Raw genomic sequence first — 23,895 nt, 5'->3', positions numbered from 1 at the left:
TTGATTATTTGTAATTGATTTTTAATACATTTGAAAAAAAATTAGCTCCAAATCTGTGCTAAGCCAAGCAAAACTAAGGGACTACACGTTACTTAGTACCGGGTCTATACGCTTAATGCGACATTTTGCCTGTGAGTTACGATTTATCCAAAACTATTCAAAAACTTACGTCTTATGAGATTTCAATAAATGATTTGGATTATCCAGAAGGAGCACTTTTTTATTGGAATCCAAGATGGCAACCCAAGATGAATAAATATAATTTTGAATATATTAGAGTTTTATACTATGGAAAATGAAATAGAAATATACAAAGGTTTATTGTCCGATATAAAAAATAGAGTCCGTCAAGGGCAACTAAAAGTCAATCTTGCTGCCAATGCCGAATTGTTGCTAACCTATTGGGACATTGGTCGAATGATTCATATCCAACAACAGCAAAAGGGTTGGGGAAAAGGCGTTATCCCTAAATTGCTATTGATTTAAAAAATGAACTAGCTGAAGTAAAAGGATTTTCCGAAAGGAATTTAAGGACGATGGTTTATTTTTATATTGAATATTCCAATTTTTCAATTTGGCAACTACCCGTTGCCAAATTAGAAAGTCAATCAATTAGGCAACTGCCCGTTGCCGAATTAGAAAATGATATAATTACGCAGCTACCCGTTTCGCAATTAGAAGCAACTAAACAACAGCTGATTAAAAAAATTGGCTGGACACATCACATCATTTTAATTCAAAAAATAAAAGACCTGCCCATACGCTATTGGTATATGCACCAAATCTTGGAACAAGGCTGGAGCCGTGATACTTTGGTGGCACAAATCAAAAGCAAGATTCACGAACGGCAAGGCGCATTAGTCCATAATTTTGACAATACGCTTACCAATGCCCACTCACTTTGGGCAAAGCAAACCTTTAAAGATCCTTATATTTTTGATTTTATAACACTCGCTACCGAGTTTTCTGAAAGAGAATTAGAGTTGGAACTCGTCAAACACGTCGAGAAATTTCTGTTAGAATTAGGTGCCGGTTTTGCCTTTGTGGGACGACAATACAAACTGGTAGTCAGCGACAAAGATTTTCAGCTCGACCTCTTATTTTATCACCTAAAAATGCGTTGCTTTGTAGTTATCGATTTATTAAAAAAGGGCGATTTTATGCCCGAATATGCAGGCAAAATGAATTTTTATTGCTCCGCAATCGATGACATATTAAAACATGAAACTGACAAACCCACCATAGGACTGATTTTATGCAAAGGTAAAGACAAAATTTTTGCCGAATATGCATTGCGTGACATGAATAAGCCCATTGGTGTTTCAGAATACGAACTCACACAAATGTTGCCCGACAACCTGAAGTCGAGTTTACCAAGTATTGAAGCCATAGAAAAAGAATTTTTTGAACCCAACAACGAAAATAAAACCTAATCTAACATACTTGTCACACGACTGCTACAAACCTTCCGACATAGAATGGTTGGAAGAAATTTCAGCGCATAGGAAAATTTACTCACTCTAAACTTCATTTATGGAACAATTAATATGGAGGGAACCTACAATAAAAAATCTTCTATATTATCCCTATGCACAATCTGAAATTGACTTTCTTTATAAGTTTCCAAAAATAATTTAGGCGTTTTATATTTTGCATTCGGATTCCATTTCAACTCATAGGCCGTTAATTGACCGTCTGACTCCTCAATATAATCAATTTCTTTTTGCTCTTTGGTACGCCAATACCAGGAATTAACCCATTTTCCCGAATAATGCAGCTTCTTCATTCGCTCAGACAAAACAAAATTTTCCCATAAGGCTCCTATATCTTGTCGGAGTTCTAAATTATTAAAATTAGCAATCAAGGCATTCCGAATTCCATTATCATAAAAATAAATTTTTCTACTACTTTTAAGTTCATTCCGCAAATTCCTGCTAAAAGACCCTAAACGAAACACAATAAAGGTTTGCTCTAATAAAACGATATACTTTTCTACAGTTTTAGCATCTAATCCGCAAAGTTGGGACAGTTCGTTATAAGATACCTGTGAGCCTACCTGAAAAGCCAATCCTTGTAAAAGTTTAAGAAGCCCTTCCGGTTTTTTAATATGACCCAGTAAAAGGATATCTTTATACAAATAACTATCTGACAATTGTTTAAGAATATCTTTCTTCATACCTGAATTATTAACAACATCAGGATAGTACCCATATACCATTCGGTGTGGTATCATTCGTTTTTCTTCAAGCAAACCATGATGACTCACCATTTCGCCAAAGGAAATAGGATACATTTTATATTCCCATTTGCGTCCCGTTAACGGTTCGTTAACGGGATTAGCCAATTCAAAAGAAGAACTTCCAGTAGCAACTAATTGTACTTCCGGAATTTGATCTGTAATCAATTTCATTCGCAATCCTATATCATGAATACGTTGCGCTTCATCAATTATTATTATTTTTTTATTCCCAAAAATAGCTTTTAAACGGGTAGCTGAACTATTTGCAAATAAGGATTGCACATCCATTTCGTCTCCGTTTAACCATAATACATCTTCTGTATCTGCAAATAATGCTTTTAACAGGGTTGTTTTACCTACTTGTCTTGCTCCCAATAATACAATCGCTTTACCAGTATTTAAGCGGCTTTTCAAAACTTTTTCAAGTGTTCTTACTACCATAATCTTTTGAATTAAAACACAAAATACAACTTTTACGGATTACAATCCCGATATTCTATAACTTTTACGGATTACATTCCTGATATTCTATAACTTTTAGGGATTTAGAACTAAAAATAACTCCAAAATCTAAAAAAAGCACTAGCCAAATCACATTTTATAAAACCCTAATTAAGCAAAAAACAGGAAGGGAGCGTTAATATAGAATTAATGATGAATGGATCAAAAGACAGTTACAATAGCACACTATTATAAAAAGGAATAAATATAATTTAACGTAAGTTAAAAATGAGTAACTTTAATATGCTCTAAAATAACACACAAAACATTCATTTTAAAACAGATACCTTACGCAAAACAAATTTGAAATAATCATGAGCAATCAAAACATTAGTCAAAAATTAATTAGCAGTCATCTTCTGTCTGGTGAAATGAAGCCGGGAAGCGAGATTGGATTAAAGATAGATCACGTACTGCAACAAGACGCCACTGGAACCTTAATTATGTTAGAATTAGAGGCATTTCAATTAGAAAGAGCCAAAGCAGAAGTCGCTGTTCAATATGTCGATCATAATCTGCTCCAGACTGATTACAAAAACATGGATGATCACCTTTTTCTGCAATCAGCCGCCGCCCGATTCGGATATTGGTTTAGTAGACCGGGGAATGGAATTAGTCACGCGGTGCACATGGAACGATTTGGCAAACCCGGCAGCACGCTGTTAGGTTCCGACAGTCATACTTGCGCAGGTGGTGGTATTGGAATGCTTGCCATCGGTACTGGCGGCTTGGATGTTGCCCTTGCTGCTGCCGGCGAACCCTATTTTGTAAAGATGCCAAAGATAATGGGTATTAAACTCATCGGTAAATTACCGGATTGGGTCAGTGCAAAAGATGTGGTTTTAGAAATGTTAAGACGGTATGATGTCAATGGCGGACGTGGCTATATTTTAGAATATTATGGCCCCGGACTCCAATACCTCAGCGCCTGGGACCGACACGTAATTGCCAACATGGGTGCCGAGATGGGAGCCACTTCTTCGGTATTCCCCTCTGATGAAATCACAAAAGATTTTCTTCGAAAAGAAGGACGGGAAGAGCAATGGATAGCACTGAAAGCAGATGAAGGAGCTACTTATGATCATGATGAAGAAATTAATTTATCTGAATTAGAACCTTTAATAGCAATTCCCAGTAGTCCTGGCAATGTAGTCCCGGTCAGAGAGGTGAGTGGTAAACCAGTATCGCAGGTAGTATTAGGCTCCTCAGCCAATCCAGGGCTGCGTGATTTCTGGATCGTTTCCCAAATAGTAAAAGGACAATTTTCATCTCCGGATGTTTCCTTTGATGTCAATCCTTCGACGCGTCAGATATTGCAAAATCTGACAGAAATGGGTGCGCTTGCTTCCTTGATTGCTGCTGGTGCCCGCGTTCATCAATCAGGTTGCATGGGTTGTATTGGCATGGGGCAGGCACCTGCCACCAACAGCATAAGTCTGCGTACGATGCCACGTAATTTCCCAGGACGCTCCGGAACACTTGATGACCAAGTATACCTTTGCAGCCCGGAAACGGCTGCCGCTGCTGCACTCACCGGAAAGATTACGGATCCAAGAGATCTGGAAAAACAATTCAATATTACGTATCCAGAATGGAAAGAACCAGAGACCATTAAAGTGAATCAGCAAATGCTGATTCCTCCCAATGGAAAATCGGTTGAATTGATCAAAGGCCCGAATATTAAAACACTTCCCGAGTTTGGAGAACTTCCGGACGAATTGGAAATCCCCATTCTTCTAAAAATGGGAGATGACATTTCTACAGATGAAATATTAAAGGCCGGCGCAGATGTATTGCCATTGCGCTCCAATATTCCTGAAATCAGCAAATATTCGTACTATGTGATTGACCAGCACTTTTACGATCGGGCCATAGAAAACCAAAACAAATACAATGGTTTTTGTGTGGTAGCAGGAGAAAATTACGCGCAGGGCTCCAGCAGAGAGCATGCAGCACTGGCCCCGAGATATTTAGGCCAACTATTTACAATTTCAAAATCGTATGCCCGAATCGGCTGGCAGAACCTGATTAACTTTGGTATTATCCCTTTCGAATTCCAAAATAAAGATGATTTTGACAAACTGGAACAGGGTGATGTACTAAGAATTGAAGGATTGAGATCAGCAATAAAAAACAGAAACGTTTTGAATGCGAAAGTAATTGGAAAGCAAATGGAAATCCCGCTTGTCTTAAACATAAGTGACCGGCAAATCGAACTGATCTTAAAAGGGGGAGCTATAAATTATGTAAAGGCTAAGAAACATTTCAACAAGTAAATAAAATATCGTCAGTATCACTAAAAGCGTAATACTGACGACAAATTCATATATTTATTTTTCAGCTAAAAATGTAGCTGAATTTGTATCCGCATCAATAGTCAGGACACCGCGAACTTCAACGCTTCCACCATACAAAAGGTTAGGGCACGATTTTGCCATTGCTACCGCTTCATCAAGCGAGTTGGCTTTTACAACAAGATATCCACCCACGATCTCTTTTACTTCTGCATAAGGACCATCTATGCTAACATTGTTTGGTTTTAAGGTTTTTCCCTCTGAATTTAATCGGTTTGTCCCGCTATACTTTCCTTGCGCAACAACCTCGCCTATCCAATTTTGCCATTGGGTCATTACCCTGCATTTGTTCGGCAGAAGGCATTTGGCCTCATTCCATTTTTTCATTCCTGAAAATCATCATAAATTCTTTCATTTTTTTGCTGTTTTAAATGGGTTAAAAAGAGATAACAATTGAGTTTCTAAAATTGGACAGTTTGTCTAAAATATTTTTTCACTGGTTTAAAGTAAATAATTGTACTTGAGAAAAACAATAGCTAATCATCAGTGCCCGAGTCTAGTGGTTCATTTTCTTTCGTTCGTTTGCGCTACTATCAATTAATGATTATTTTACTGAAAACATTTTGTCTGATCGTTTTTGCATTTCCTCAAAACTCATATCTTCTTTGTGTGTTGTTATCATCCATTTATACCCAAATGGGTCCATCACATGTCCCACGCGGTCTCCATAAAACATGTCTTCAATTGGCATTACCATGGTTGCCCCTGCATCAATCGCTTTCTGAAATGCTTTGTCTACATCTTTTACATACAATCCAAAGGACATTGGGTTTCCTCCAATAGTTAAAGGGCCTTTATTTCCCCATTCAAGGTTTTCATCTGCCATCATGAGTAATGAACCTTCGATCATTATTTCTGCGTGACCAATTAGTCCATTTGGCATAAGTAATCTGCCTCGTTCCGTTGCACCGAATGCTTTTTTATAAAAGTCAATTGCTTCACTGCATCCTTTGATTGTAATATAGGCATTCAATGGGTATGCTCCTGGATAAATGTACGATGTTTCCATATTTTCTAATTTTTAAGTGTTTTAATTTTTGTTTGTTCAAGCTTGTTCCGTGTTGGTCTAAAAAAACTATAATCAACTAATTATCAATATTATTACAAATTTAACGAATCCAAAATCCAATTAATAAATGACTTTAAAAGTACAAAAAAAACTTTAAAATAAGTCTAAAACCTAAATCCGTTCTACCGTTATTATTTTCAACCAACAATATATTTTTCCCTTTCATATAAAGTAATTCTATGTCTACAATTCCCTCTCCTGGTCTAATAATCTATAAACCCGATTTCCCGTTCTTTCTGAAAGTTGAACAGTCGCTAAAGTAGCTGCTCCAAGTTTTTTCTGATATGGAATAAGCACTGATGAGATAGAACCACAAACAGGGCGGATTAAAAAAAAATATCTATTACTACTATTTAATGACAACTTAATGTTAATTTTATCGATTATCAATACTTTTCTGTAATAAAACACCTATATTTATTGTGTTATTGTTGTTGATTTTCATCATAAACAACTGATAAAATTAAATTTTGTTTACAACTTTTACGGTTTCTTAGTTTGTTGCGTCGGTCAAAATAATAGTCAGAGTGATTCGATTAGCAACGCAATTAAAATTCCTAAATTGAGTTATTAATAACATCTAAATCCATATCAGAATTAGAAGCTCTTGGGCAACATTCAATAACAGAAAATAGTACAGTAAAAAACAAAGGAATGATCATCATATATTAAATCATGAACAATACCGCCAACAATAAAAACGATACTAAATCGCTGAAAAAAATCAATCGGCTGCTCACGCTGACTAATAAAATAAATAATTTAATAATACGAATTCAGCCCCACAATAAACTGTTTGAAGAGGTTTGTGAAATTACAACTACGTATGGCAACTTTAGAATGTGCTGGATCAGTTTAATAAAGGAAGAAGCTAAAACTGTCTATCCTGTTTGTTGGAATGGATTTGAAGACGGATATCTGACAGTAATAAAAAATGCAACGGAAAACAATCCCTTTGAAAATGAACCTTCCGCTCAAGCCATTATAGAAGAAAAAACAGTAGTTTGTAATGATATCGCAGCTGATCTTTCAATTGGGGCTTGGCGCCATGAAGCGTTACAACGGGGATATTTTTCATCTATTGCAGTACCAATTAAAGTTCGAGGAAAAACTATAGGTGTATTTAATTTATACTCAAATAAAGTCAACTTTTTTTCAACTCAGGAAGAAGTGCAACTGTACGAGAATATAACTGAGAATATTGCATTTTCACTGGAAGCAACTCTTAAAGAAGAGGAACGAAATCAAGCGGAGCAAAAATTAAAAGGCAGTGAACATGAATTGAAATTACTGTTAAACAATACCGCTCAAGGCATCTACGGAGTAGATTTAGATGGGAATTTTACATTTGCCAATGCGGCAAGTTTAAGAATGTTAGGATATGAAAGAGAAGAAGATTTACTGGGAAAACATGCTCATACGCTGGTTCATCACACTCGGGCTGACGGCTCACCGTATCCTACAGAAGAATGTTGTATTTACAAAGCACTTTATGATTCAAATGGGGCCCATGTTTTAGACGAAGTTTTTTGGCACAGTAGCGGAATTTCATTTCCCGTAGAATACTGGTCCTTTTCTATTATAAAAGAGGGTACTATCATTGGCACTGTAGCAACTTTTTATGATATCACAGAACGCAATCGAGCTGAAGAAGCAATACTGCAAAGCAATGAAAGATATAATTTAGTGGCCAAAGCCACTAATGATGCTATTTGGGACTGGAATATTACTACCGGGGAAATAATTCGAACTCCGGAAGGCTTTAAAACATTATTCGGATATGATCTTGAAAATATAAATAGCAATTATTTAAATTGGACAAAACTAATTCACCCCGAAGACTTTATTAGAATAAAGGAATCATTAGACATCGTATTTAACAATCCGGATGATTTTTATTGGGAACAAGATTTTAGGTTTTTAAAAGCTGACGGCCAATATGCTTTTGTGAACGATAAGGGTTTAATTATACGTGATAAGGATGGGAAGGCTGTACGCTTAATAGGCGCAATGCAGGATATTACAGAGCATGTAAAACACATAAATGCAATCGAGGATCAGAATAAAAAGCTAAGAGAAATAGCCTGGATTCAATCGCATATCGTCCGGGCACCTTTATCAAGAATGATGGGAATAGTAGATGAATTAAAAGCAACAGAATTAAACAGCGCAGAATTTAAAGAATGGGTAAATCATTTTGTGAATTCCAGTACCGAATTAGATTCAATTATTCACGATATTTCGAGTAAAACGGAGGCCATGGATTTAAGTTAGTCAAAATTTTATGCCCCCAGATTTACTTTCTTCAAAGAGACCATAGTGTTCTTTTGAACTACGTCCACAACTATTCTTGAAAAAATAACAATAATTTTAACAGTAAATTAGTTATATATAATCAGCAAACTTTTATTTTTACACCCTAATTTAATATATAGTATTATTATGAAAGATTTATTCGCAAAAATCACAGCCGAAATCGAGACATTCAAAACAGAATCTGAATTACACATCGAAAAAGGAAACAAAGCAGCAGGAACAAGAGCACGTAAATCCACTTTGGATCTAGAGAAACTATTAAAGGAGTTTAGAAAAGTTTCTGTAGAAGAATCTAAAAAATAAATTCATTTAATAGTATTGAGTGCTCTAATCACTCAATAGGAAGCAAACAACCTCGTTTAAAAGACTTAAACGAGGTTGTTTTATTTTTGTTTTGTTCCGATTTAAATTTTGGTTGAAGTAAAGACAAGAGTTACCTGCATTAGCGATAGTTTTTCTCATCCTCAATTTCTTTTTTTAATCTTTGATTAATATCCATTTTTGCCTTTTCAAAAACAAAAATGGTAGTTCCAAATTCTCTGGCAAACGTATTTGTTATCGATGCTGCCCTATATGATTTATTAAAAAAAGGACCTGTTTCTTTTAATTCATTGTTTTCACTTTCAAATGTTTTTACCCGAATTAAATTCACGTATTTTTTATCCAGTGGAAACCAATCAATATAATCTGCACTGAAAGAAAGAGCAGTAACATTTTTATTTTTTTTATAATAATTGATTGCTCCAGCTTGGCCGTAGTTGTCACAAAGAATAAGCGTCTGCTCACCGACAGGTAGCGTTCTGTCAATCGAGTCTATCTTATGTGCCAATTCTTTCCAACCCAACATATCTGCATAATCTTGCGGCAATGCATGGTCTTTACCATCTTCCCAACGCAGTAAACCATACTTTTTATAAGGCTCAGAATGATTTACAATATAGTTTGGACTTTTATTGGGAAACATAATTTTGTACATCGGTATGAAAAAAAACACAGGAATTGTGATGGCTATTGTCTGCAAATATTTTTTCCAATCCAATTTTAAAATACTTTCCAGATAAACGGCACCAAAGGCAATGTAAATAGGATACAAACCCATAGCATAATAACTTTTTGCTTTTAAATAGATAAAAATCAATAGCGTAAAACACAATGTCCAAAAGAAAAATTTATATTTTTTGAATGCCGGATAAAACAGTAAAGCGTATAAACCTGCAAAAATCACAAACAAAGACCCAATATAGAAGAATAATTGATCTTTTAGAAAATCCCAACGGTTTACATTCACCAACTGTGTTTCTGATAATTGTTGCATATGATGGTAAACAGGGAAGTTGTTGTTGTACTGCCATAGTAGGTTTGGTAAAATGAGCAATACGAACAATACGATCGACATATAGAAATGTTTATCCATAAAAACGGATCGCTTGGTCAATAAAAGAGCTGGAAAAAGTCCAGCTAACAAAAAGACAATAGTATACTTATTCAAAAAGCCAAAAGCTAAAACCACCATACCTATATAAAACCATTTGGGATTTTCAGTATTAGCATATTTAATTAAAATAAAACAAAAGGTGGTCCAACAAAGAGCATCTAATGAATTGGGCTGGTACAATCCGTTCAATCGTAAAAGAGCTGAAAATAATACACAAGTCGCTCCCAATACCAAGGCAAAGATGTCGCCTCTCAATTCCTCGATGGCTTTCCAAACCACAACTAGTGTCAACGCACCAAACAATGCTGGAAAAAACCGAATCCAAAATAAAGAATTACCCAAAAAAAAGATGATACTGGAAATCCAGGAAGTGACAGGCGGAACCGATATATAACCCCAAGCTAAATGATGTGCCTGATCAAGATGTAAAAATTCGTCTCTTTGCAATTCATACTCTGGACTTATTAAAACATATTGCAATACGAACTTTACAATTATAAATCCTAGTAAGACTATTGATTTTCTTGTCATTGAATTCTCTGGTCTCTGTTAAAATTAGCATTAGGTTCCCCAAGCTTTAAGCAGGTAGAAAGTTTTTACTTCACTTTCTGTTTTCATCCAAGTCAAATATACAAAAGAAAGTTTCAGTTTAGCTTTAAAGCCCCGCTTTCCCAAAACCCAAAATTTCCTTAGAGAATCATCATACTTCGCCGATTTTATAGCAAACAGAACGTATCTGTTTTAAAATCTTCGTCGCTATTTTATAGAGTAGCCTCATCAATTCTTAAAATAGTTGCTTAACAGTTCTAATCTTAGTGGCTATTATTTTCTATAAGAGCTTTAAATCGTTCTATGAATTTCGCCAAATTTTCTACTGCCATTGTATCAATTATTTGCCCCTGTTTGTCGATTTTTCCTTTAATCCCTGGTATAAGAAGAGTCGTTTCATCTGTAAATTTTGCCATTACAGTTTTCATTATCAGTTGTAATTCTTCATGTCCTTTTTGTCCACTTGCAGAAGCTGTAATAAGCCCACTTGGCTTTTCTGAAAACACAGTTGTCGAAATACACCATTCAATAGCATTTTTAAGCCCACTTGGGATGCTAAATACATATTCAGGAGTACAAATAATTATCCCGTCTGCTTTTTCAATCGCATTTCTAAATTTAACAATTGCTTTTGGCGGCTTGTCCGTTGAAAGCTCTGGATCAAAGTGGGGAAGTGATTTTAATGCGTCAAAAATTATCACATTAAATTCATTACCTATCAAATTTGCGATAGTTTCAACAAGTTTTAGGTTTGTGGAATTTGAACTTGCACTTCCAATTATTGCAAATATGTTTTTCTTTTTTTCGTCATAGTTCTTTTTTCATAGCAACAAAATCTTTTCCACCTAATAAAATTCGTTGTAATTATTATCAACAATTCCTATAGGAAGAGTAGCCACTGTATTAGTATTCCCTACTATTCTTGTCCAGTTTGCCCCGGAATACTCACCATTCTACACCTCAAATATAGAAAATATAAGATTGCCTCTTTTAGCATGAAATCAAAAACTCCGTTTTTTGATAAACATTAATTTCAAATTGATCAGTATTCGTATGGCTATGAAATAAAAAAAAGGTCTTTTAGACTGCACAAGAAAACAACAGCACAACCCTTATTACCTACCCCCTCTACTTAAACCATAATCTGATTCAAATTTGATCCAAATCTGAACGCAACGCTGATAACGCAACACTCAATACTTTTCTTTATCTTAGCTCTTATGTTTTCACTATTCAAATCAAAACCCGTACTTAAGGATTTAATTCCGGACAACCATATCGATATTCACTCGCATCTTTTGCCGGGTATCGATGATGGTGCCAGAACTTTTGAAGACACCCTACGACTAACCAAGGCACTTCAAGGTTTTGGAATTTCGCAGTTTATTACCACCCCACACATTATTCAGTATGTCTGGGACAATAGCTATGAACAAATTCTATCCAATGCCACAACAACGGTATCGGAACTAAAGAAACTAGAGATTGCTGTCCCTTTTAAAGCCGCTGCTGAGTATATGATGGACGATCAGTTTGTGAGACTTCTTCAATCTCATGATTTATTGACGCTTAAAGACAATTATGTATTGGTAGAAATGTCATATAGCAATGCTCCCATTCAGTTGTATTCCATATTATTTGACTTGCAGGTGGCAGGATATGTTCCCGTTTTAGCACATCCGGAACGCTATTTATTTTACCATCATAATTTTAATGAGTATCTAAAACTAAAAAGAGCTGGTTGTTTGTTTCAGTTAAATTTATTATCGGTTGTTGGATATTACGGTCCGGAAATTGCAAAAATTGCTGAGCAATTGCTACAAAAAGGATTGTACAACTATGTAGGCTCTGACGTGCATCACAACAATCATATTGCATCTTTTCACCAAAGAGTAAAGCTAAAAGACATAACACCGCTGAAAGAGGCCATTGACAACAATCAGTTTTTTAAATTTGGATAAAATAGAGTGTGTTTTATGCTCACTTCGATTGTAGCCCTGGTGCAGGTCCAGCTTGTCTCAGTTCCAGCTTCACAGCGTTTGCTAAAGAATCTCCAAATTCTTGGACATTACAATGCACCGTAACAATTAGATGAGCCTGTTTTTCAATGAAAAGCAATGCAGTTCCCCAAAAAGGAACTGCATTGTTATTTTTAGTTTTTGGATAACTGGTTTAACTTCACTTCATTTTGACCATCGGGGAGCATCCAGGTAGCTAACTTCTCATCCTTGAGATAGTAGGCAAACCAATCCTCCATTCGATGGGTAAGATCTTTTTGATTCAGCGGGTTAACCAGGTCATGTCCTTCCTGTGGATACACTAACAGTATATGTCTTTTTTGTAATCTTCTCAGGGCCACATACAATTCTGTACTTTGATAATAAGCAATCTGACGGTCTTCTGATCCATTCCAGCCCAACAAGGGTGTGTTGATCTTTGCCGCCTGTAAAACAGGTGAATTTCGGTCGTAGCTCTGCTGATCTTCAAACAGTGTTTTTTTTATTCGTAGTTGGTGGTTTTCGAAACGCCAAATATCTGGTTTTCCTACATTTAAACCCGGATATAGATACGTGCTGGTCAAATCAGTCCAGGCAGCACCTGCAATAGCGGCCACAAACATACTCGTTTGAGTAATAATAAAATCGGTCTCATATCCTCCAAAAGAATGTCCAATCAAACCTATTTTCTTAAGGTCTATGTTAGCCGTTGCCAAAGCGGCGGTAGTGGCTGCCGTAACACAATCCGCTGCAGAAATTCCAGGATTTCCAATTGTATAGGCAATATCGGGACTTAATACAAAATAACCCTGGCTTGTCAGATTAGTGATATTGAATCCATCTCTCATGAATTCTGAGGGATTAGTATACTCATAGAGATATTTTGAAAGGCGCTCGTAAATATGAACGATCATTGGATATTTTTTTTCGGGCTGATAGTTCGCGGGATAGTGAAGTATTCCTTTGAGCGGTTTGCCCTGGGCATTTACATAATCAATAAGACGCGCAGTGCCCCAATGGTATTGTTGCTGTTGTGGATTGCTCTGGTAAAACATTTTTGCCGTGCCTTCATTTGCGTTTTTTAGCATAAGGGCAGGAGATTGATCAAACTTTTGTTGCATATATAAATAGACTGTAGCTTTTGGTGCTTTTAGCATCGCGTTAATTCCTGCCTTTTCATAGACTAAAGGTTGCAGCCCTTTAAAGCGCTGCCATACATAATAACCGGACTGACTAAAATCATCAGCCATGGCTTCTAGTAATAATGGGCTGTCCAAGTCAATAGTGCCACTGGTAAAACCACCGTAATTACCTTGTCGTTTTTGCAGTTCATTTTGTTCACTGATCCGAAACACCAAATGATTTTCCCTGCCGTTAGTAAGCCGTGTTGCTTTAGAGCCGTCCGGAGCCATTTCCCAGATATCATGGGAATCGTAAAGAATAAATGACTTGTCGTCTTTCGTCCATCCCGGATTGCCATAAGCGGGGGCAACATCCCCCTTGTCATGATCTATATTGTCCAAAGGCACATGTAATTTTGCAGAAATAGCTACATGAGAATCCCTGGCAATATCATATACCCACCAGTTTTTGTCTTTAAAATAAGAAATATAGCGCCCACCCGGGGACATTAGGATATCGCTTTCATAAAAATGCTTTTGTAACACTAATTTTTTCAGGCCTGTTGTCATATCTGTTATATAATAATCCCTGTCGCTATTCATTTTGAACTGGGGTTCATAGGCAAGAAGATCAGAGGTAACGGCATGGGTTTGGGTACCATTTAACATCACTTCGGTAAACGTAGCATCGCTAAGTTGTGCAATGCGATCCGTTTGTGGCCACCAGACATAAGTATGGGGAAAAAGATCGCGGGGTCCAATTATGTTGCGTTCCAGATACGGGCTTTTGTCTTCCGTTTTCCATATTTGTACCGCCAAGGGATCAACCGGCGTGTCGGAGACTTCTTTTTGTATCCCGAAAATGACTCTTTTGCAGTCTTTAGAAATAGTAATGCCAATCCAGGGACTAATGGCTATATTCATGGCCGAAGGAATGTTTTTGTTTGCCTGGGCATCCAAAGTATACAGGTGCAGATTGGTCAAACTATAAAACAGCAACTGGTTTTTTAACGGCACATCCGCTTTGGCCTGGGTGACCGGTTCTTTTAAAAAAGCAATCGCTTTTCCCTCTGCCTGCCACATGGGATTGGTGAAACGGCAGTCTGTTGTATCGATGATTGCAACAGTCTTAATGCCCTCTTCTTCTAAAAACAAAAGACCGGCTGAAGACTGTTTTTTTGAAGCGGTAAAATAAACCAGGGCATTTCCGTCAGGGTTTAGCAACCATTTGTTCACGTTATTGATGGTATACAATTTGTTGCTTTTCAGGTCCCGAACAATCATATTGGGCTGCCCAGCTGCTGTAGTAAGCAACAGAACCAGGTATTTCCCATTGGAAGAAAAGGCATAGCGTTTTACATTGGGAATTTCCTCCACGTTATTGGTACTTAAATTTCGCAATCGCAGTGTGTTTTCGATTGTTTGACAGGCGAACCATCGCTCTGCGTTAAAAGCATCATTATATGCTTTGGGATAAGCATAGGTGGCCTTTCCACTGGTGCTTTTAAGGAACAGGGTATCTGCACCGCTTTCATAACTGAGCGAGTAACTGGTCCACTTTCCCTTCTCCGAGATTTTATGCGCCGAAAGCGTGCTCCACAAGTGATAGTCTGCAGCGGTAAGTTGCTTTTTTTGTTGAACCTGCCCCATAACGGGGCAGGCAGCTAACAAAATAAACAAAAAACCAAAAGATCGGAGCAAATACAAAAATAAAAGCCGTACTGGGGCAATGTTATACTGTTTCATAGGGTTGTTTTTAATTTTTAGACAGTTGCTTTAACTTCACTTCGTTTTGACCGTCAGGGAGCATCCAGGGAGCCAACTTCTCATCCTTCAGATAATAGCCAAACCAATCCTCCATTCGGTGGGTAAGATCTTTTTGGTTCACCGGATTCGTCAGATCATGCCCTTCGTTTGGATACACCAGCAGGATGTGCCTTTTTTGCAATCTTCGCAGCGCCACATACAATTCCGTACTTTGATAGTACGGCACCTGATGGTCTTCCGTTCCGTTCCATGCCAGTAAGGGAGTGTTAATCTTTGCCGCCTGCAAAACAGGTGAATTGCGATCATAACCCTCTTGATCTTCAAATAATGATTTTTTCATGCGCATTTGCTGGGATTCGAAACGCCAGACATCTGGTTTACCTGGGCTCAGGCCTGAATAAAGATAAGTGCTGGTCATATCAGTAATGGCAGCCCCAGCAATAGCGGCAGCAAACATATCCGTTTGGGTAATAATAAAGTCGGTTTCATAACCTCCAAAGGAATGTCCGATCAAACCTATTTTTTTTGGATCTATGCTAGCCGTCGCTAAAGCGGCGGTAGTGGCTGCCGTAACACAATCCGTCGCAGAAATCCCCGGATTGCCAATTGTATAGGTAATATCAGGACTTAATACAAAATAGCCCTGACTGGTCAGATTGGTTATATTGAATCCATCTCTAATGTATTCTGTGGGATTGCTATAGTCGAATAAATGGTGTGTAACACGCTCGTAAATATGCACGATCATCGGGTATTTTTTATCAGCCTGATAATTAGCAGGATAGTGAAGCATTCCTTTGAGCGGTTTGCCCTGGGCATTTACATAATCAATAAGCCGCGCGGTGCCCCAATGGTACTGGTGCTGCTGTGGATTACTTTCGAATACCAGCGTTGATTTGCCCTGGTTCCCATTTTTTAACATCAGTGCCGGTGCACTGTCAAACTTTTGTCGCACGTATTGATAGACTGTAGCTTTTGGTGCTTTTAACATCCTGTTAATTCCTGCCCCCTCATAGATTAAAGGCTGCAGGCCTTTAAAGCGCTGCCATACATAATAACCGGATTGACTAAAATCATCTACCTTGGCTTCTAGTAATAAGGGGCTGTCCAAATCAATAAGACCACTGGTAAAACCACTGTAATTACCTTGTCGTTTTTGCAGTTCATTCTGTTCGCTGATCCTAAATACCATATGATTTTCCCTGCCATTAGTAAGCCGTGTTGCTTTAGAGCCATCGGGAGCCATTTCCCAGATATCATGGGAATCATAGAAAATAAATGACTTGTCGTCAGCGGTCCATCCCGGATTGCCATAGGCCTGAGCAACTTCACTAATATCATGATGAATATTGTCTAAAGGTGTTGTTATTGAAGCGGTGACCTTTTTGTGTATGTCTTTCAAAATATCATATACCCACCAGTGTCTGTCTTTAAAATAAGAAATATAGCGCCCACCCGGGGACATTAAGATATCGCTTTCAAAAAAATGCTTTTGTATTACTAATTTTTTCTTCCCTGTTTCCATGGAGGTTATATAATAATCCCTGTCGCTATTCATTTTGAACTGGGGCTCGTAGGCCAGAAAATCGGAGGTTACAGCATGGGTTTGGGTACCATTTAACATCACCTCGGTAAACGTAGCATCGCTAAGTTGTGCAATGCGATCCGTTTGTGGCCACCAGACATAAGTATGGGGAAAAAGATCGCGGGGTCCAAGTATATTGCGTTCCGCATAGGTACTCTTGTCTTCCGTTTTCCATATTTGTACCGCCAATGGATCAACCGGGGCGTCGGAGATTTCTTTTTGTATCCCAAAAATGACTCTTTTGCAGTCTTTAGAAATGGTAATGCCAATCCACGGACTAACGGCTATATTCATAACCGAGGGTATGTTTTTATTTGCTTGGGCATCCAAAGTATACAGCTGCTTCTCGGCCAAAGTATAAAACAATAACTGGTTTTTTAATGGTACATCCGTTTTGGCAGCAATCGGTTCTTTTAAAAAAGCAATTGCTTTTCCCTCTGCCTGCCACATGGGATTGGTAAACCGGCAGTCTGTTGTATCGATGATTGCAGCAGTCTTAATACCCTCTTCTTCTAAAAATAAAAGACCGGCTGAAGACTGTTTTTTTGAAACGGTAAAATAAACCAGGGCATTTCCAGCAGGGTTCATCAGCCATTTGTTCACGTTATTGATGGCAAGTAATTTGTTGCTTCCGAGATCACGGACAATCATATTGGGCTGCCCAGCTGCGGTGCTAAGCAACAGAACCAGGTATTTCCCATTGGAAGAAAAGGCATAGCGTTTTACATTGGGAATTTCTTCTACGCTGTTGGTACTTAAATTTCGCAATTGCAGTGTGTTTTCGGTTGTCTGACAGGCGAACCATCGCTCTGCGTTAAAAGCATCATTGTATCCTTTGGGACAGGCATAGGTAGCTTTTCCACTGGTACTTTTGAGGAAAAGGGTATCTGCACCGCTTTCATAACTGAGCGAGTAACTGGTCCATTTTCCCTTATCCGAGATTTTATGGGCCGAAAGCGTACTCCACAAGTGATAGTCTGCAGCGGTAAGTTGCTTTTTTTGTTTAACCTGCCCCATAACGGGGCAGGCAGCTAACAAAATAAATAAAAAACCGAAAGATCGGAGGAAATACAAAAATAAAAAAGGTGTCGGGGCAGTGTGATACTGTTTCATGTGATATAGATTTAATAACCCGGGTTTTGCGGACCTAAATTAGGATTGAGTAAAATTTCTGAAGCGGGAATGGGCAGCAGGCTGTCCTTTGCATCCCAGCCTAGTTTTAGGGGAGCCAATACCGCATCAATGGTATTGGTTCTTTTCAAATCAAAAAAACGGTGCCCCAGTTCGGTAAAGAATTCAAAGCGCCTTTCCTGCAGGACCGCCGCTATAATTTGCTCAGCGGTAGTGGCGGGCGTATCGCCAAGCCCGGCCCTGGACCGCACTTTATTCAAATCTTCCCGGGCACCAATCAGGTCTCCCTGATGTGCCCTGGCCTCTGCACGGATCAGGTACATTTCTGCCAGTCGAAAAAGGATTGAATATTCCACCGAACTTGCTGTAAATTCGGATTCCTTATACTTATTGGGATAATACCAGGCGGACAAACCCGAAGTCACTGTGCCAATCCAATGGCTTTTTCGCAGGTCATTGGCCTCAAAGGAAGCCACAAAGGCATCGCTTAATGCCGATAAGGGAGGAGGACCCAAAGTGAAAATAAATGTAATGGCTTCTTCCGTATTTTTACCCTCTAAACCGGGGGCTAGTTGCCAGATGGTCGCGGTACTTTCTTTAAGAAATTCCAGATCCAAAAGGTCGTTCCAAGAATATAAATCGGTGTTGTCCAGTACTGCCGAGGCCTGGTTCGAAGCTTCCTGCCAGGCGCCTGTGTAGAGATTCAATCGGGCCAGTAAGGCCTGAGCAGTTGCTTTATTGGGGCGTACCCTTTCATCTGTACTGTAGTCCTGCGGAAGTAAACTAATCGCCTGGTTTAAATCATTTTTGATCAAGGCATATACCTCGTTTACCGGTTTTTTCGATACTACACTATTCAGCTTGTAATTTGTCGAGGTGACATAGGGAATCGCGCCATAGAGATTGACCAGATAAAAGTGAAGCAACGCCCTTACAAACACCGCCTCGCCCATAAACTCATTTTTAGTAGCCTGGGGTAAGGTTGTTGATTGTTGTACCCCTTGCAGTACCGCATTGGCGGCATAAATCTGGTTGTAGCTGCTGTTCCACAAATCAGCCAAGCCATGATCCGAAGCAAGCAGGGTATTGTTATAAAAATCCAGTGAGTTATTTAAGGGATTGCCAAAATAAGTGAGTTCATCGGTGTAGTTGCCTAGCTGGTGGGACAGTCCCGACGGGGTTCCGCTTAACAATCCATTCTCCCGAATTTTGGCATAGACAGCCACCATGGCCGCATTGGCTGTGGCCTTATCCTCAAAAACCGCCGGAGCTGTCAGCTGCGAATCAGGAAGCGCTACGTCTACAAAATTGTCGCAGGCCACTGGCACAAGACTTGCAAATCCTACCAATACAAGCAGTGCTGCTTTAAATAGTATCCCGTTACAATCCCAAAAGGGCATGCGTCCGTAAGCAGTAGGAGTACTGTTAATAGAAGTGCTGTTAATAGGAGCGCTGTTAGAAGTGTTATTTTTTTTCATTTTCTTAAAAGTTAAAAGGTTAGCTGTACTCCGGTGGTCAACACTTTCAAAGGCGGTAAATATCCCACGGCCTTAAATTCAGGATCGGCTCCTTTGTACCGGGTAAAAGTCAGCAGGTTCTGCCCCTGAACCGATAGCCGGCACTGCACACTTTTCAACCATTTTTCGGGTATCGTATAGGATAATGAAATGTTTTTCAGGCGGATATAAGAAGCATCGGTAATGGCAGCATCACTCATCGTATAATTGAAATAGGCCTGAACCCTATTGGAATTGGTTCCGGAGGTATAGCCCTGATAGGTAGCCAGATCTCCCGCTGTCCGCCAGTGATTGGCCACATCGGCCAGTTGGTTGGATCTGGTGCCGGGAACCCCAAACATACTCACGGCATTCCAATTCTGCTGCTTGACAAACTGGAACAGGAAGTCCAATTGCAATTCTTTGTATTGGAGTTGATTTTGAATCCCTCCGTAATACTCAGGATTGAGATCTTTTACCGTCTGTTTGTCATCGGCAGGGGTGATTTTACCGTCCTGGTTCACATCTTCAAAGCGGTAGATGCCCGTTTGTGGATTGACGTCTGTCAGGTGATACACCTTTTGGATGTTCAAAGCCTTTCCAATGACAAACTGACCGCTGTAGGTGGAGCTTTCCAAATCCGCAAAGGACAGCAGTTTGTTACGGGCCACAGTGAGGTTCAGGCTGGTAGTCCAGCTAAAGGAAGCCTTTTGGAAATTAACGGTCCGCAGCGTCAATTCCACGCCGCTGTTTTGGACAGTGGCATTCAGGTTCGCCTGTACGGAGGTGAAGCCGGTGGTTGCCGGCAGAGGAGTGCCAACCAACTGATTGGAAGAGCGGTTGCGGTACCAGGCAGCGGTGAAAAACAATCGGTCACGGAGCAAACCGGTTTCTAATGCGATTTCTAGTTTTTTGTTGGATTCCCAGCCAAAATCAGGATTGAAGAGTCGCGTGGGGTCTAAACCAATAGTTCCCTGATAACTGATCCCGGAAGAAGCATAGGTATCCAGATACTGGTAATCGCCAATTTGATCATTACCGCTGGTACCATAGCTGGCCCGGAGCTTTCCAAAACTTAAAAAGCTATTAGGATCCAGCAAAGCTTCTTTGGAGAAGAGCCACGCCCCGCCAATGGCGCCAAAATTGGAAAATTGATTTCCTGGTCCGAAGCGGCTCGAACCGTCCCTGCGTCCGGTAAGGTTCAGGATATACCTGCCCTGCCAATTGAAATTAGCACGGCCAAAAAAAGCCTGATAGCGATAGACACTTTCCATGGCACTCAGTACAGCAATGGTTGAAGTGGAGGCCAAGTTATAGATCAGACTGTTACTGGAGAACCCGGTTCCCTGCTGCACCAGTTGGTTGCCTTTTTGCTGCTGGAACGTACTTCCTAACAGCACTTCTATTTTTGCATTGCCCAATCCTTTTCGCCAGTTCAACTGCGGTTCCACTATCCAGGACTGCCGCTGGGTATGATCGATATAAATCGTTGATGATTCACTGCCAAAGCCAAAGGCAGGATTGTATATGGTGGATGGGGAGGTACTGGTTTCCACATGATGTAAATCGGTAAATCCAAAACTGGATTTTAGTTCCAGTCCATCCATCAGCTGATAGGAAATCAATGTATTGGCGATAAGGTCATTGGTTTTGGCTTTGAACTTTCCTTCCAGATTCCGAAGCGGGTTATTGAAAAACTTCCAGTTTAAGTTGCCTTGATCATCATAAAGTGTAGGAGCATTGGGTGCAATGGTTCTTGCTTCCCGGGTGAAGTCAATGGAGGGCTGGTCATTATCCTGCAGGGTGTAGCCACCGGAAAAAGTAAGCCTGAATTTTTTATTTTCAGATTCATGATTCAGATTCAGCAGCACCCCCTTTTTATGGTAACTGAAATCACCCGGCAGCACTGTGGTTTGCTTTGAATAATTTCCGTTCATCAGGAACTGCGTTTGCGCATTGCCCCCGGAAACTGAAGCGCCAGCACTGGTAAAATCAGCTGTCCCGCCGATCAAAATTTTTTGCCAGTTGGTATACCTGCTCCCGTCCCATTTGCCATTGAGGTCGTACGCATTGGAAGGATACACGCTGATACCGTCATTGGCATAGGCTTCTTTTCGCATTTGCACATATTGCTGAGTGTTCATCAAATCCATGTACCGGGTGATTTGACCGAGTCCACACGAAAAGTTGGCGGTAAACTTTGCCTTGCCCTCTTTGCCTTTTTTAGTGGTAATCAATACCACACCATTGGCCCCTCTGGAACCATAAATGGCCGTAGCATCTGCGTCTTTGAGCACTTCAATACTTTCAACGGACTCGGGATTGATACTGTTCAGCGGACTTGACGCTTTGGAAAGCACGAAAGAAGTAATGCTGTTTCCGATGGCTTCCGAGGAATAGGGTACACCGTCTATGATGTATAATGGGTCATTTCCAACAGTTCGTAAACTGTTTTGTCCACGTATTTGTATTGAAAATCCTCCGCCTGCAATACCAGTTTCCTGTGTGATGTTCACGCCGGCCATGCTACCCTGCATCGCAGCCAATACATTAGTGACGGGTTGTTTCTCGATGGCAGCCGCCGAAATTTTAGCGATGCTTCCTGTGCGTTCGCTTTCTCTGACAGAATAGTAACCTGCATTTATTTTGACCTCCTGCAGCGCCGTGGCGTCTTCCTGCATCCGAATATTTAGTATGGAGCGACCGTCAACAGGAACTGTCAGCGTCTTAAAGTCCATATACCTGAAAATAAGAATGTCGGTGGAGGACGCTGTTATGGTAAATTTACCATCGAAGTCAGAGACTACAGTTTTTGATTGACCCTTTATGGTAATGGTAACCCCAGGTAGGGGACTGGTGCCATCGGTGATGGTGCCACTGATTTGGCTTTGCTGTGGTAAGGACTGCAGTTGCCTCAGTGTGGTTTTTGCTGGAGCTGGGGTGTAGCTAAGGGAGAACCCGATAAGAATCAGGTACCAAAAAGCCGAACCACCCTTGTAAAATGAAAAATTTTTCATAATATTGGAATAGTTAAATGAAACGTTAGTTTTGTTAGCGCTGGTCCTCTAGTTCAGCTTGCCGGCATGTTAGAGGGCCTTTTTTTGTGATTTGCCATGAAGGCGCTAAGTCTTTATTTTGTCATAGGCGAGGGGGGTATGGTTAGTTTATAGTTGTTAGGTAAGAATAAATAACCTGCACCTTTATTAACAAATTCAAATTAAATTAACTAGGTGTTCAAAGTACCTTTTCGGTGCAGGTGTTTTATAGTTATGAATAACTTATATCATAGGCGGTTTTTAAAGTTTTCGGGCATCGTTTTTAGTTTCGTTTAGGCATAAGTGTTTACTACCAGCTAAGAAAATGCTTTTTTCTTGATGGGATTGATGCAGTTTACTGGTTGAAACCACTGTTAACGCTAAGCGTTACGTGTTTTAGGTGCGTAGTGCATTTTACTCATAGGCATGCTGATTTTAGCGGGTTGAACTGCTGCGAGACTATGAAAAATGAAGAAGCGGTGCTAAGAATGTAAGAGAGTATTGAGCCAAAAGAATAAAAAAATGGCGCAGAACTCAGCTTATATCGCTTTCAAGGTACTGGTATACCCTACGCACGAATAAGTGAGCCCACGCCATGGACGTGAGCATCTTACTTATCATCTCGAGCGTTTAAAAATTACCAGTTTTTGAAAACGAGATTCAAAGCGAATGCTTCAAATATTTTATATGAAGAATCGCAAAAATAATATTAATTCTAATAGAATGTGGGCATAAAGATAAAAAATAAAATGACAAATACGTCATTGTGTGAAAATATTTTTCTGATTCAATTTGAAATACTATGGAACAGATAAAAAATCAAAGATTACTAACTGCAGTAAAGCAAGTTTTAAAAGAACTTCGTGCGAAAACTGGATTGACTCAAGAGCAAGTAGCAAACAATATAAAAGCGAATAAAGATTTGTCAATTCATATTGGCCGGAATGAAACAGGAAATCAGAATATGACTGTCAGTACTCTCTATGAATTGTGTGAATATTATAAAATCTCAGTATCTGAGTTTTTTAAACGAGTTGAAGAAGTTGACAAAGTATTAAAAATAACAGATATAAATACGTAAGATGCTGAGATGCAGACTTACTGTGCATTCCGCAATCACCTGTCCAGTTTAAACCGGAATTCAAATACATACAAAAAGTAGAACCAAATAGCTAACTTTACTATTGCAGCGGTAAAACCTAGCACCTCAATGGTGAATACTATCCCTGCCGGAATTCTGGTTGAAATGTATAAACCCCAACTATATTGAGTAGTCGGGGCTTTGAAGAACCAATTGGTG

General features: G+C 39.3%; 17 protein-coding genes. 7 read left to right on the top strand and 10 right to left on the bottom strand.

The genetic code is table 11. The features are described 5' to 3' along the window. Positions 1-288: 288 nt before the first annotated feature. Entirely contained in the window at positions 289-486 is a 198-nt protein-coding gene (locus ACNQGH_RS08765) for a DUF1016 N-terminal domain-containing protein (RefSeq protein WP_417955608.1), read from the top strand. Positions 487-536: 50 nt separating this feature from the next. Continuing rightward, the gene (locus tag ACNQGH_RS08760; protein ID WP_417955607.1) at positions 537-1,433 is read left to right on the top strand and encodes a PDDEXK nuclease domain-containing protein; all 897 of its coding nucleotides are present in this window, start codon (positions 537-539) and stop codon (positions 1,431-1,433) included. A 125-nt stretch (positions 1,434-1,558) separates the two neighbouring features. Here the strand turns inward: ACNQGH_RS08760 and ACNQGH_RS08755 are convergent, their stop codons facing one another. Beyond that, complete coding sequence (locus ACNQGH_RS08755) at positions 1,559-2,680, bottom strand: ATP-binding protein (RefSeq protein WP_417955606.1); 1,122 nt, start codon at positions 2,678-2,680, stop codon at positions 1,559-1,561. A gap of 374 nt (positions 2,681-3,054) precedes the next feature. Here ACNQGH_RS08755 and ACNQGH_RS08750 point away from each other — a divergent pair, with 374 nt between their 5' ends. Further along, positions 3,055-5,016: an aconitate hydratase gene (locus tag ACNQGH_RS08750; RefSeq protein ID WP_417955604.1), complete on the top strand. Its 1,962-nt coding sequence runs from the start codon at positions 3,055-3,057 to the stop codon at positions 5,014-5,016. Between the two features lie 54 nt (positions 5,017-5,070). On the opposite strand, the gene ACNQGH_RS08745 is transcribed toward ACNQGH_RS08750, so the two are convergent. Both ACNQGH_RS08745 and ACNQGH_RS08740 read right to left on the bottom strand, forming a co-directional pair. Then, positions 5,071-5,370: a YciI family protein gene (locus tag ACNQGH_RS08745; RefSeq protein WP_417955602.1), complete on the bottom strand. Its 300-nt coding sequence runs from the start codon at positions 5,368-5,370 to the stop codon at positions 5,071-5,073. Positions 5,371-5,638: 268 nt separating this feature from the next. Continuing rightward, the gene (locus tag ACNQGH_RS08740; RefSeq protein WP_417955600.1) at positions 5,639-6,103 is read right to left on the bottom strand and encodes a VOC family protein; all 465 of its coding nucleotides are present in this window, start codon (positions 6,101-6,103) and stop codon (positions 5,639-5,641) included. A 735-nt stretch (positions 6,104-6,838) separates the two neighbouring features. Between ACNQGH_RS08740 and ACNQGH_RS08735 the strand changes: the two genes are divergently transcribed. After that, positions 6,839-8,437: a PAS domain S-box protein gene (locus ACNQGH_RS08735; protein ID WP_417955599.1), complete on the top strand. Its 1,599-nt coding sequence runs from the start codon at positions 6,839-6,841 to the stop codon at positions 8,435-8,437. A 168-nt stretch (positions 8,438-8,605) separates the two neighbouring features. Next, positions 8,606-8,782, top strand: a complete 177-nt coding sequence (locus tag ACNQGH_RS08730) for a histone H1 (RefSeq protein ID WP_417955597.1) — start codon at positions 8,606-8,608, stop codon at positions 8,780-8,782. Positions 8,783-8,921: 139 nt separating this feature from the next. On the opposite strand, the gene ACNQGH_RS08725 is transcribed toward ACNQGH_RS08730, so the two are convergent. Beyond that, positions 8,922-10,445, bottom strand: a complete 1,524-nt coding sequence (locus ACNQGH_RS08725) for an ArnT family glycosyltransferase (RefSeq protein WP_417955596.1) — start codon at positions 10,443-10,445, stop codon at positions 8,922-8,924. A gap of 281 nt (positions 10,446-10,726) precedes the next feature. Further along, complete coding sequence (locus ACNQGH_RS08720; protein ID WP_417955776.1) at positions 10,727-11,242, bottom strand: NADPH-dependent FMN reductase; 516 nt, start codon at positions 11,240-11,242, stop codon at positions 10,727-10,729. 441 nt (positions 11,243-11,683) lie between these two features. Between ACNQGH_RS08720 and ACNQGH_RS08715 the strand changes: the two genes are divergently transcribed. Continuing rightward, positions 11,684-12,424 (top strand): tyrosine-protein phosphatase, encoded by a 741-nt coding sequence (locus ACNQGH_RS08715; protein WP_417955595.1) that lies wholly within the window; start codon positions 11,684-11,686, stop codon positions 12,422-12,424. Positions 12,425-12,615: 191 nt separating this feature from the next. Here the strand turns inward: ACNQGH_RS08715 and ACNQGH_RS08710 are convergent, their stop codons facing one another. The 4 genes from ACNQGH_RS08710 to ACNQGH_RS08695 are packed head-to-tail and all read right to left on the bottom strand — an operon-like array spanning position 12,616 to position 22,577. Continuing rightward, positions 12,616-15,327 (bottom strand): S9 family peptidase, encoded by a 2,712-nt coding sequence (locus ACNQGH_RS08710; RefSeq protein ID WP_417955594.1) that lies wholly within the window; start codon positions 15,325-15,327, stop codon positions 12,616-12,618. A 10-nt stretch (positions 15,328-15,337) separates the two neighbouring features. Then, positions 15,338-18,046: a prolyl oligopeptidase family serine peptidase gene (locus ACNQGH_RS08705; protein ID WP_417955593.1), complete on the bottom strand. Its 2,709-nt coding sequence runs from the start codon at positions 18,044-18,046 to the stop codon at positions 15,338-15,340. An 11-nt stretch (positions 18,047-18,057) separates the two neighbouring features. Then, positions 18,058-19,542, bottom strand: coding sequence for a RagB/SusD family nutrient uptake outer membrane protein (locus tag ACNQGH_RS08700; protein ID WP_417955592.1), 1,485 nt, complete (start codon positions 19,540-19,542; stop codon positions 18,058-18,060). 11 nt (positions 19,543-19,553) lie between these two features. Then, positions 19,554-22,577, bottom strand: coding sequence for a SusC/RagA family TonB-linked outer membrane protein (locus ACNQGH_RS08695; protein ID WP_417955591.1), 3,024 nt, complete (start codon positions 22,575-22,577; stop codon positions 19,554-19,556). Positions 22,578-23,397: 820 nt separating this feature from the next. Here ACNQGH_RS08695 and ACNQGH_RS08690 point away from each other — a divergent pair. Next, positions 23,398-23,676 carry a helix-turn-helix domain-containing protein gene (locus tag ACNQGH_RS08690; RefSeq protein ID WP_417955590.1) on the top strand — a complete coding sequence of 93 codons (279 nt, stop codon included), beginning with the start codon at positions 23,398-23,400 and terminating at the stop codon, positions 23,674-23,676. A 35-nt stretch (positions 23,677-23,711) separates the two neighbouring features. Here the strand turns inward: ACNQGH_RS08690 and ACNQGH_RS08685 are convergent. Continuing rightward, a partial coding sequence (locus tag ACNQGH_RS08685; RefSeq protein ID WP_417955589.1) for a hypothetical protein occupies positions 23,712-23,895 on the bottom strand: 184 nt, incomplete at its 5' end.

It is taken from the genome of Flavobacterium kochi (assembly GCF_048286715.1).
In the GTDB taxonomy this organism is placed as follows: domain Bacteria; phylum Bacteroidota; class Bacteroidia; order Flavobacteriales; family Flavobacteriaceae; genus Flavobacterium.
The sequence above is the reverse complement of the archived record's forward strand: the minus strand, read 5'-3'. Positions and strand labels throughout refer to the sequence as shown.

Excerpts from the sequence above, each read along its gene's own strand:
- ACNQGH_RS08700 (WP_417955592.1), bottom strand. The coding sequence starts at position 19,542 with ATGAAAAAAAATAACACTTCTAACAGCGCTCCTATTAACAGCACTTCT.
- ACNQGH_RS08765 (WP_417955608.1), top strand. The coding sequence starts at position 289 with ATGGAAAATGAAATAGAAATATACAAAGGTTTATTGTCCGATATAAAA.
- ACNQGH_RS08745 (WP_417955602.1), bottom strand. The coding sequence starts at position 5,370 with ATGACCCAATGGCAAAATTGGATAGGCGAGGTTGTTGCGCAAGGAAAG.
- ACNQGH_RS08715 (WP_417955595.1), top strand. The coding sequence starts at position 11,684 with ATGTTTTCACTATTCAAATCAAAACCCGTACTTAAGGATTTAATTCCG.
- ACNQGH_RS08735 (WP_417955599.1), top strand. The coding sequence starts at position 6,839 with ATGAACAATACCGCCAACAATAAAAACGATACTAAATCGCTGAAAAAA.
- ACNQGH_RS08710 (WP_417955594.1), bottom strand. The coding sequence starts at position 15,327 with ATGAAACAGTATAACATTGCCCCAGTACGGCTTTTATTTTTGTATTTG.
- ACNQGH_RS08740 (WP_417955600.1), bottom strand. The coding sequence starts at position 6,103 with ATGGAAACATCGTACATTTATCCAGGAGCATACCCATTGAATGCCTAT.
- ACNQGH_RS08695 (WP_417955591.1), bottom strand. The coding sequence starts at position 22,577 with ATGAAAAATTTTTCATTTTACAAGGGTGGTTCGGCTTTTTGGTACCTG.
- ACNQGH_RS08730 (WP_417955597.1), top strand. The coding sequence starts at position 8,606 with ATGAAAGATTTATTCGCAAAAATCACAGCCGAAATCGAGACATTCAAA.
- ACNQGH_RS08755 (WP_417955606.1), bottom strand. The coding sequence starts at position 2,680 with ATGGTAGTAAGAACACTTGAAAAAGTTTTGAAAAGCCGCTTAAATACT.
- ACNQGH_RS08750 (WP_417955604.1), top strand. The coding sequence starts at position 3,055 with ATGAGCAATCAAAACATTAGTCAAAAATTAATTAGCAGTCATCTTCTG.
- ACNQGH_RS08760 (WP_417955607.1), top strand. The coding sequence starts at position 537 with ATGGTTTATTTTTATATTGAATATTCCAATTTTTCAATTTGGCAACTA.
- ACNQGH_RS08725 (WP_417955596.1), bottom strand. The coding sequence starts at position 10,445 with ATGACAAGAAAATCAATAGTCTTACTAGGATTTATAATTGTAAAGTTC.
- ACNQGH_RS08690 (WP_417955590.1), top strand. The coding sequence starts at position 23,398 with ATGGAACAGATAAAAAATCAAAGATTACTAACTGCAGTAAAGCAAGTT.
- ACNQGH_RS08705 (WP_417955593.1), bottom strand. The coding sequence starts at position 18,046 with ATGAAACAGTATCACACTGCCCCGACACCTTTTTTATTTTTGTATTTC.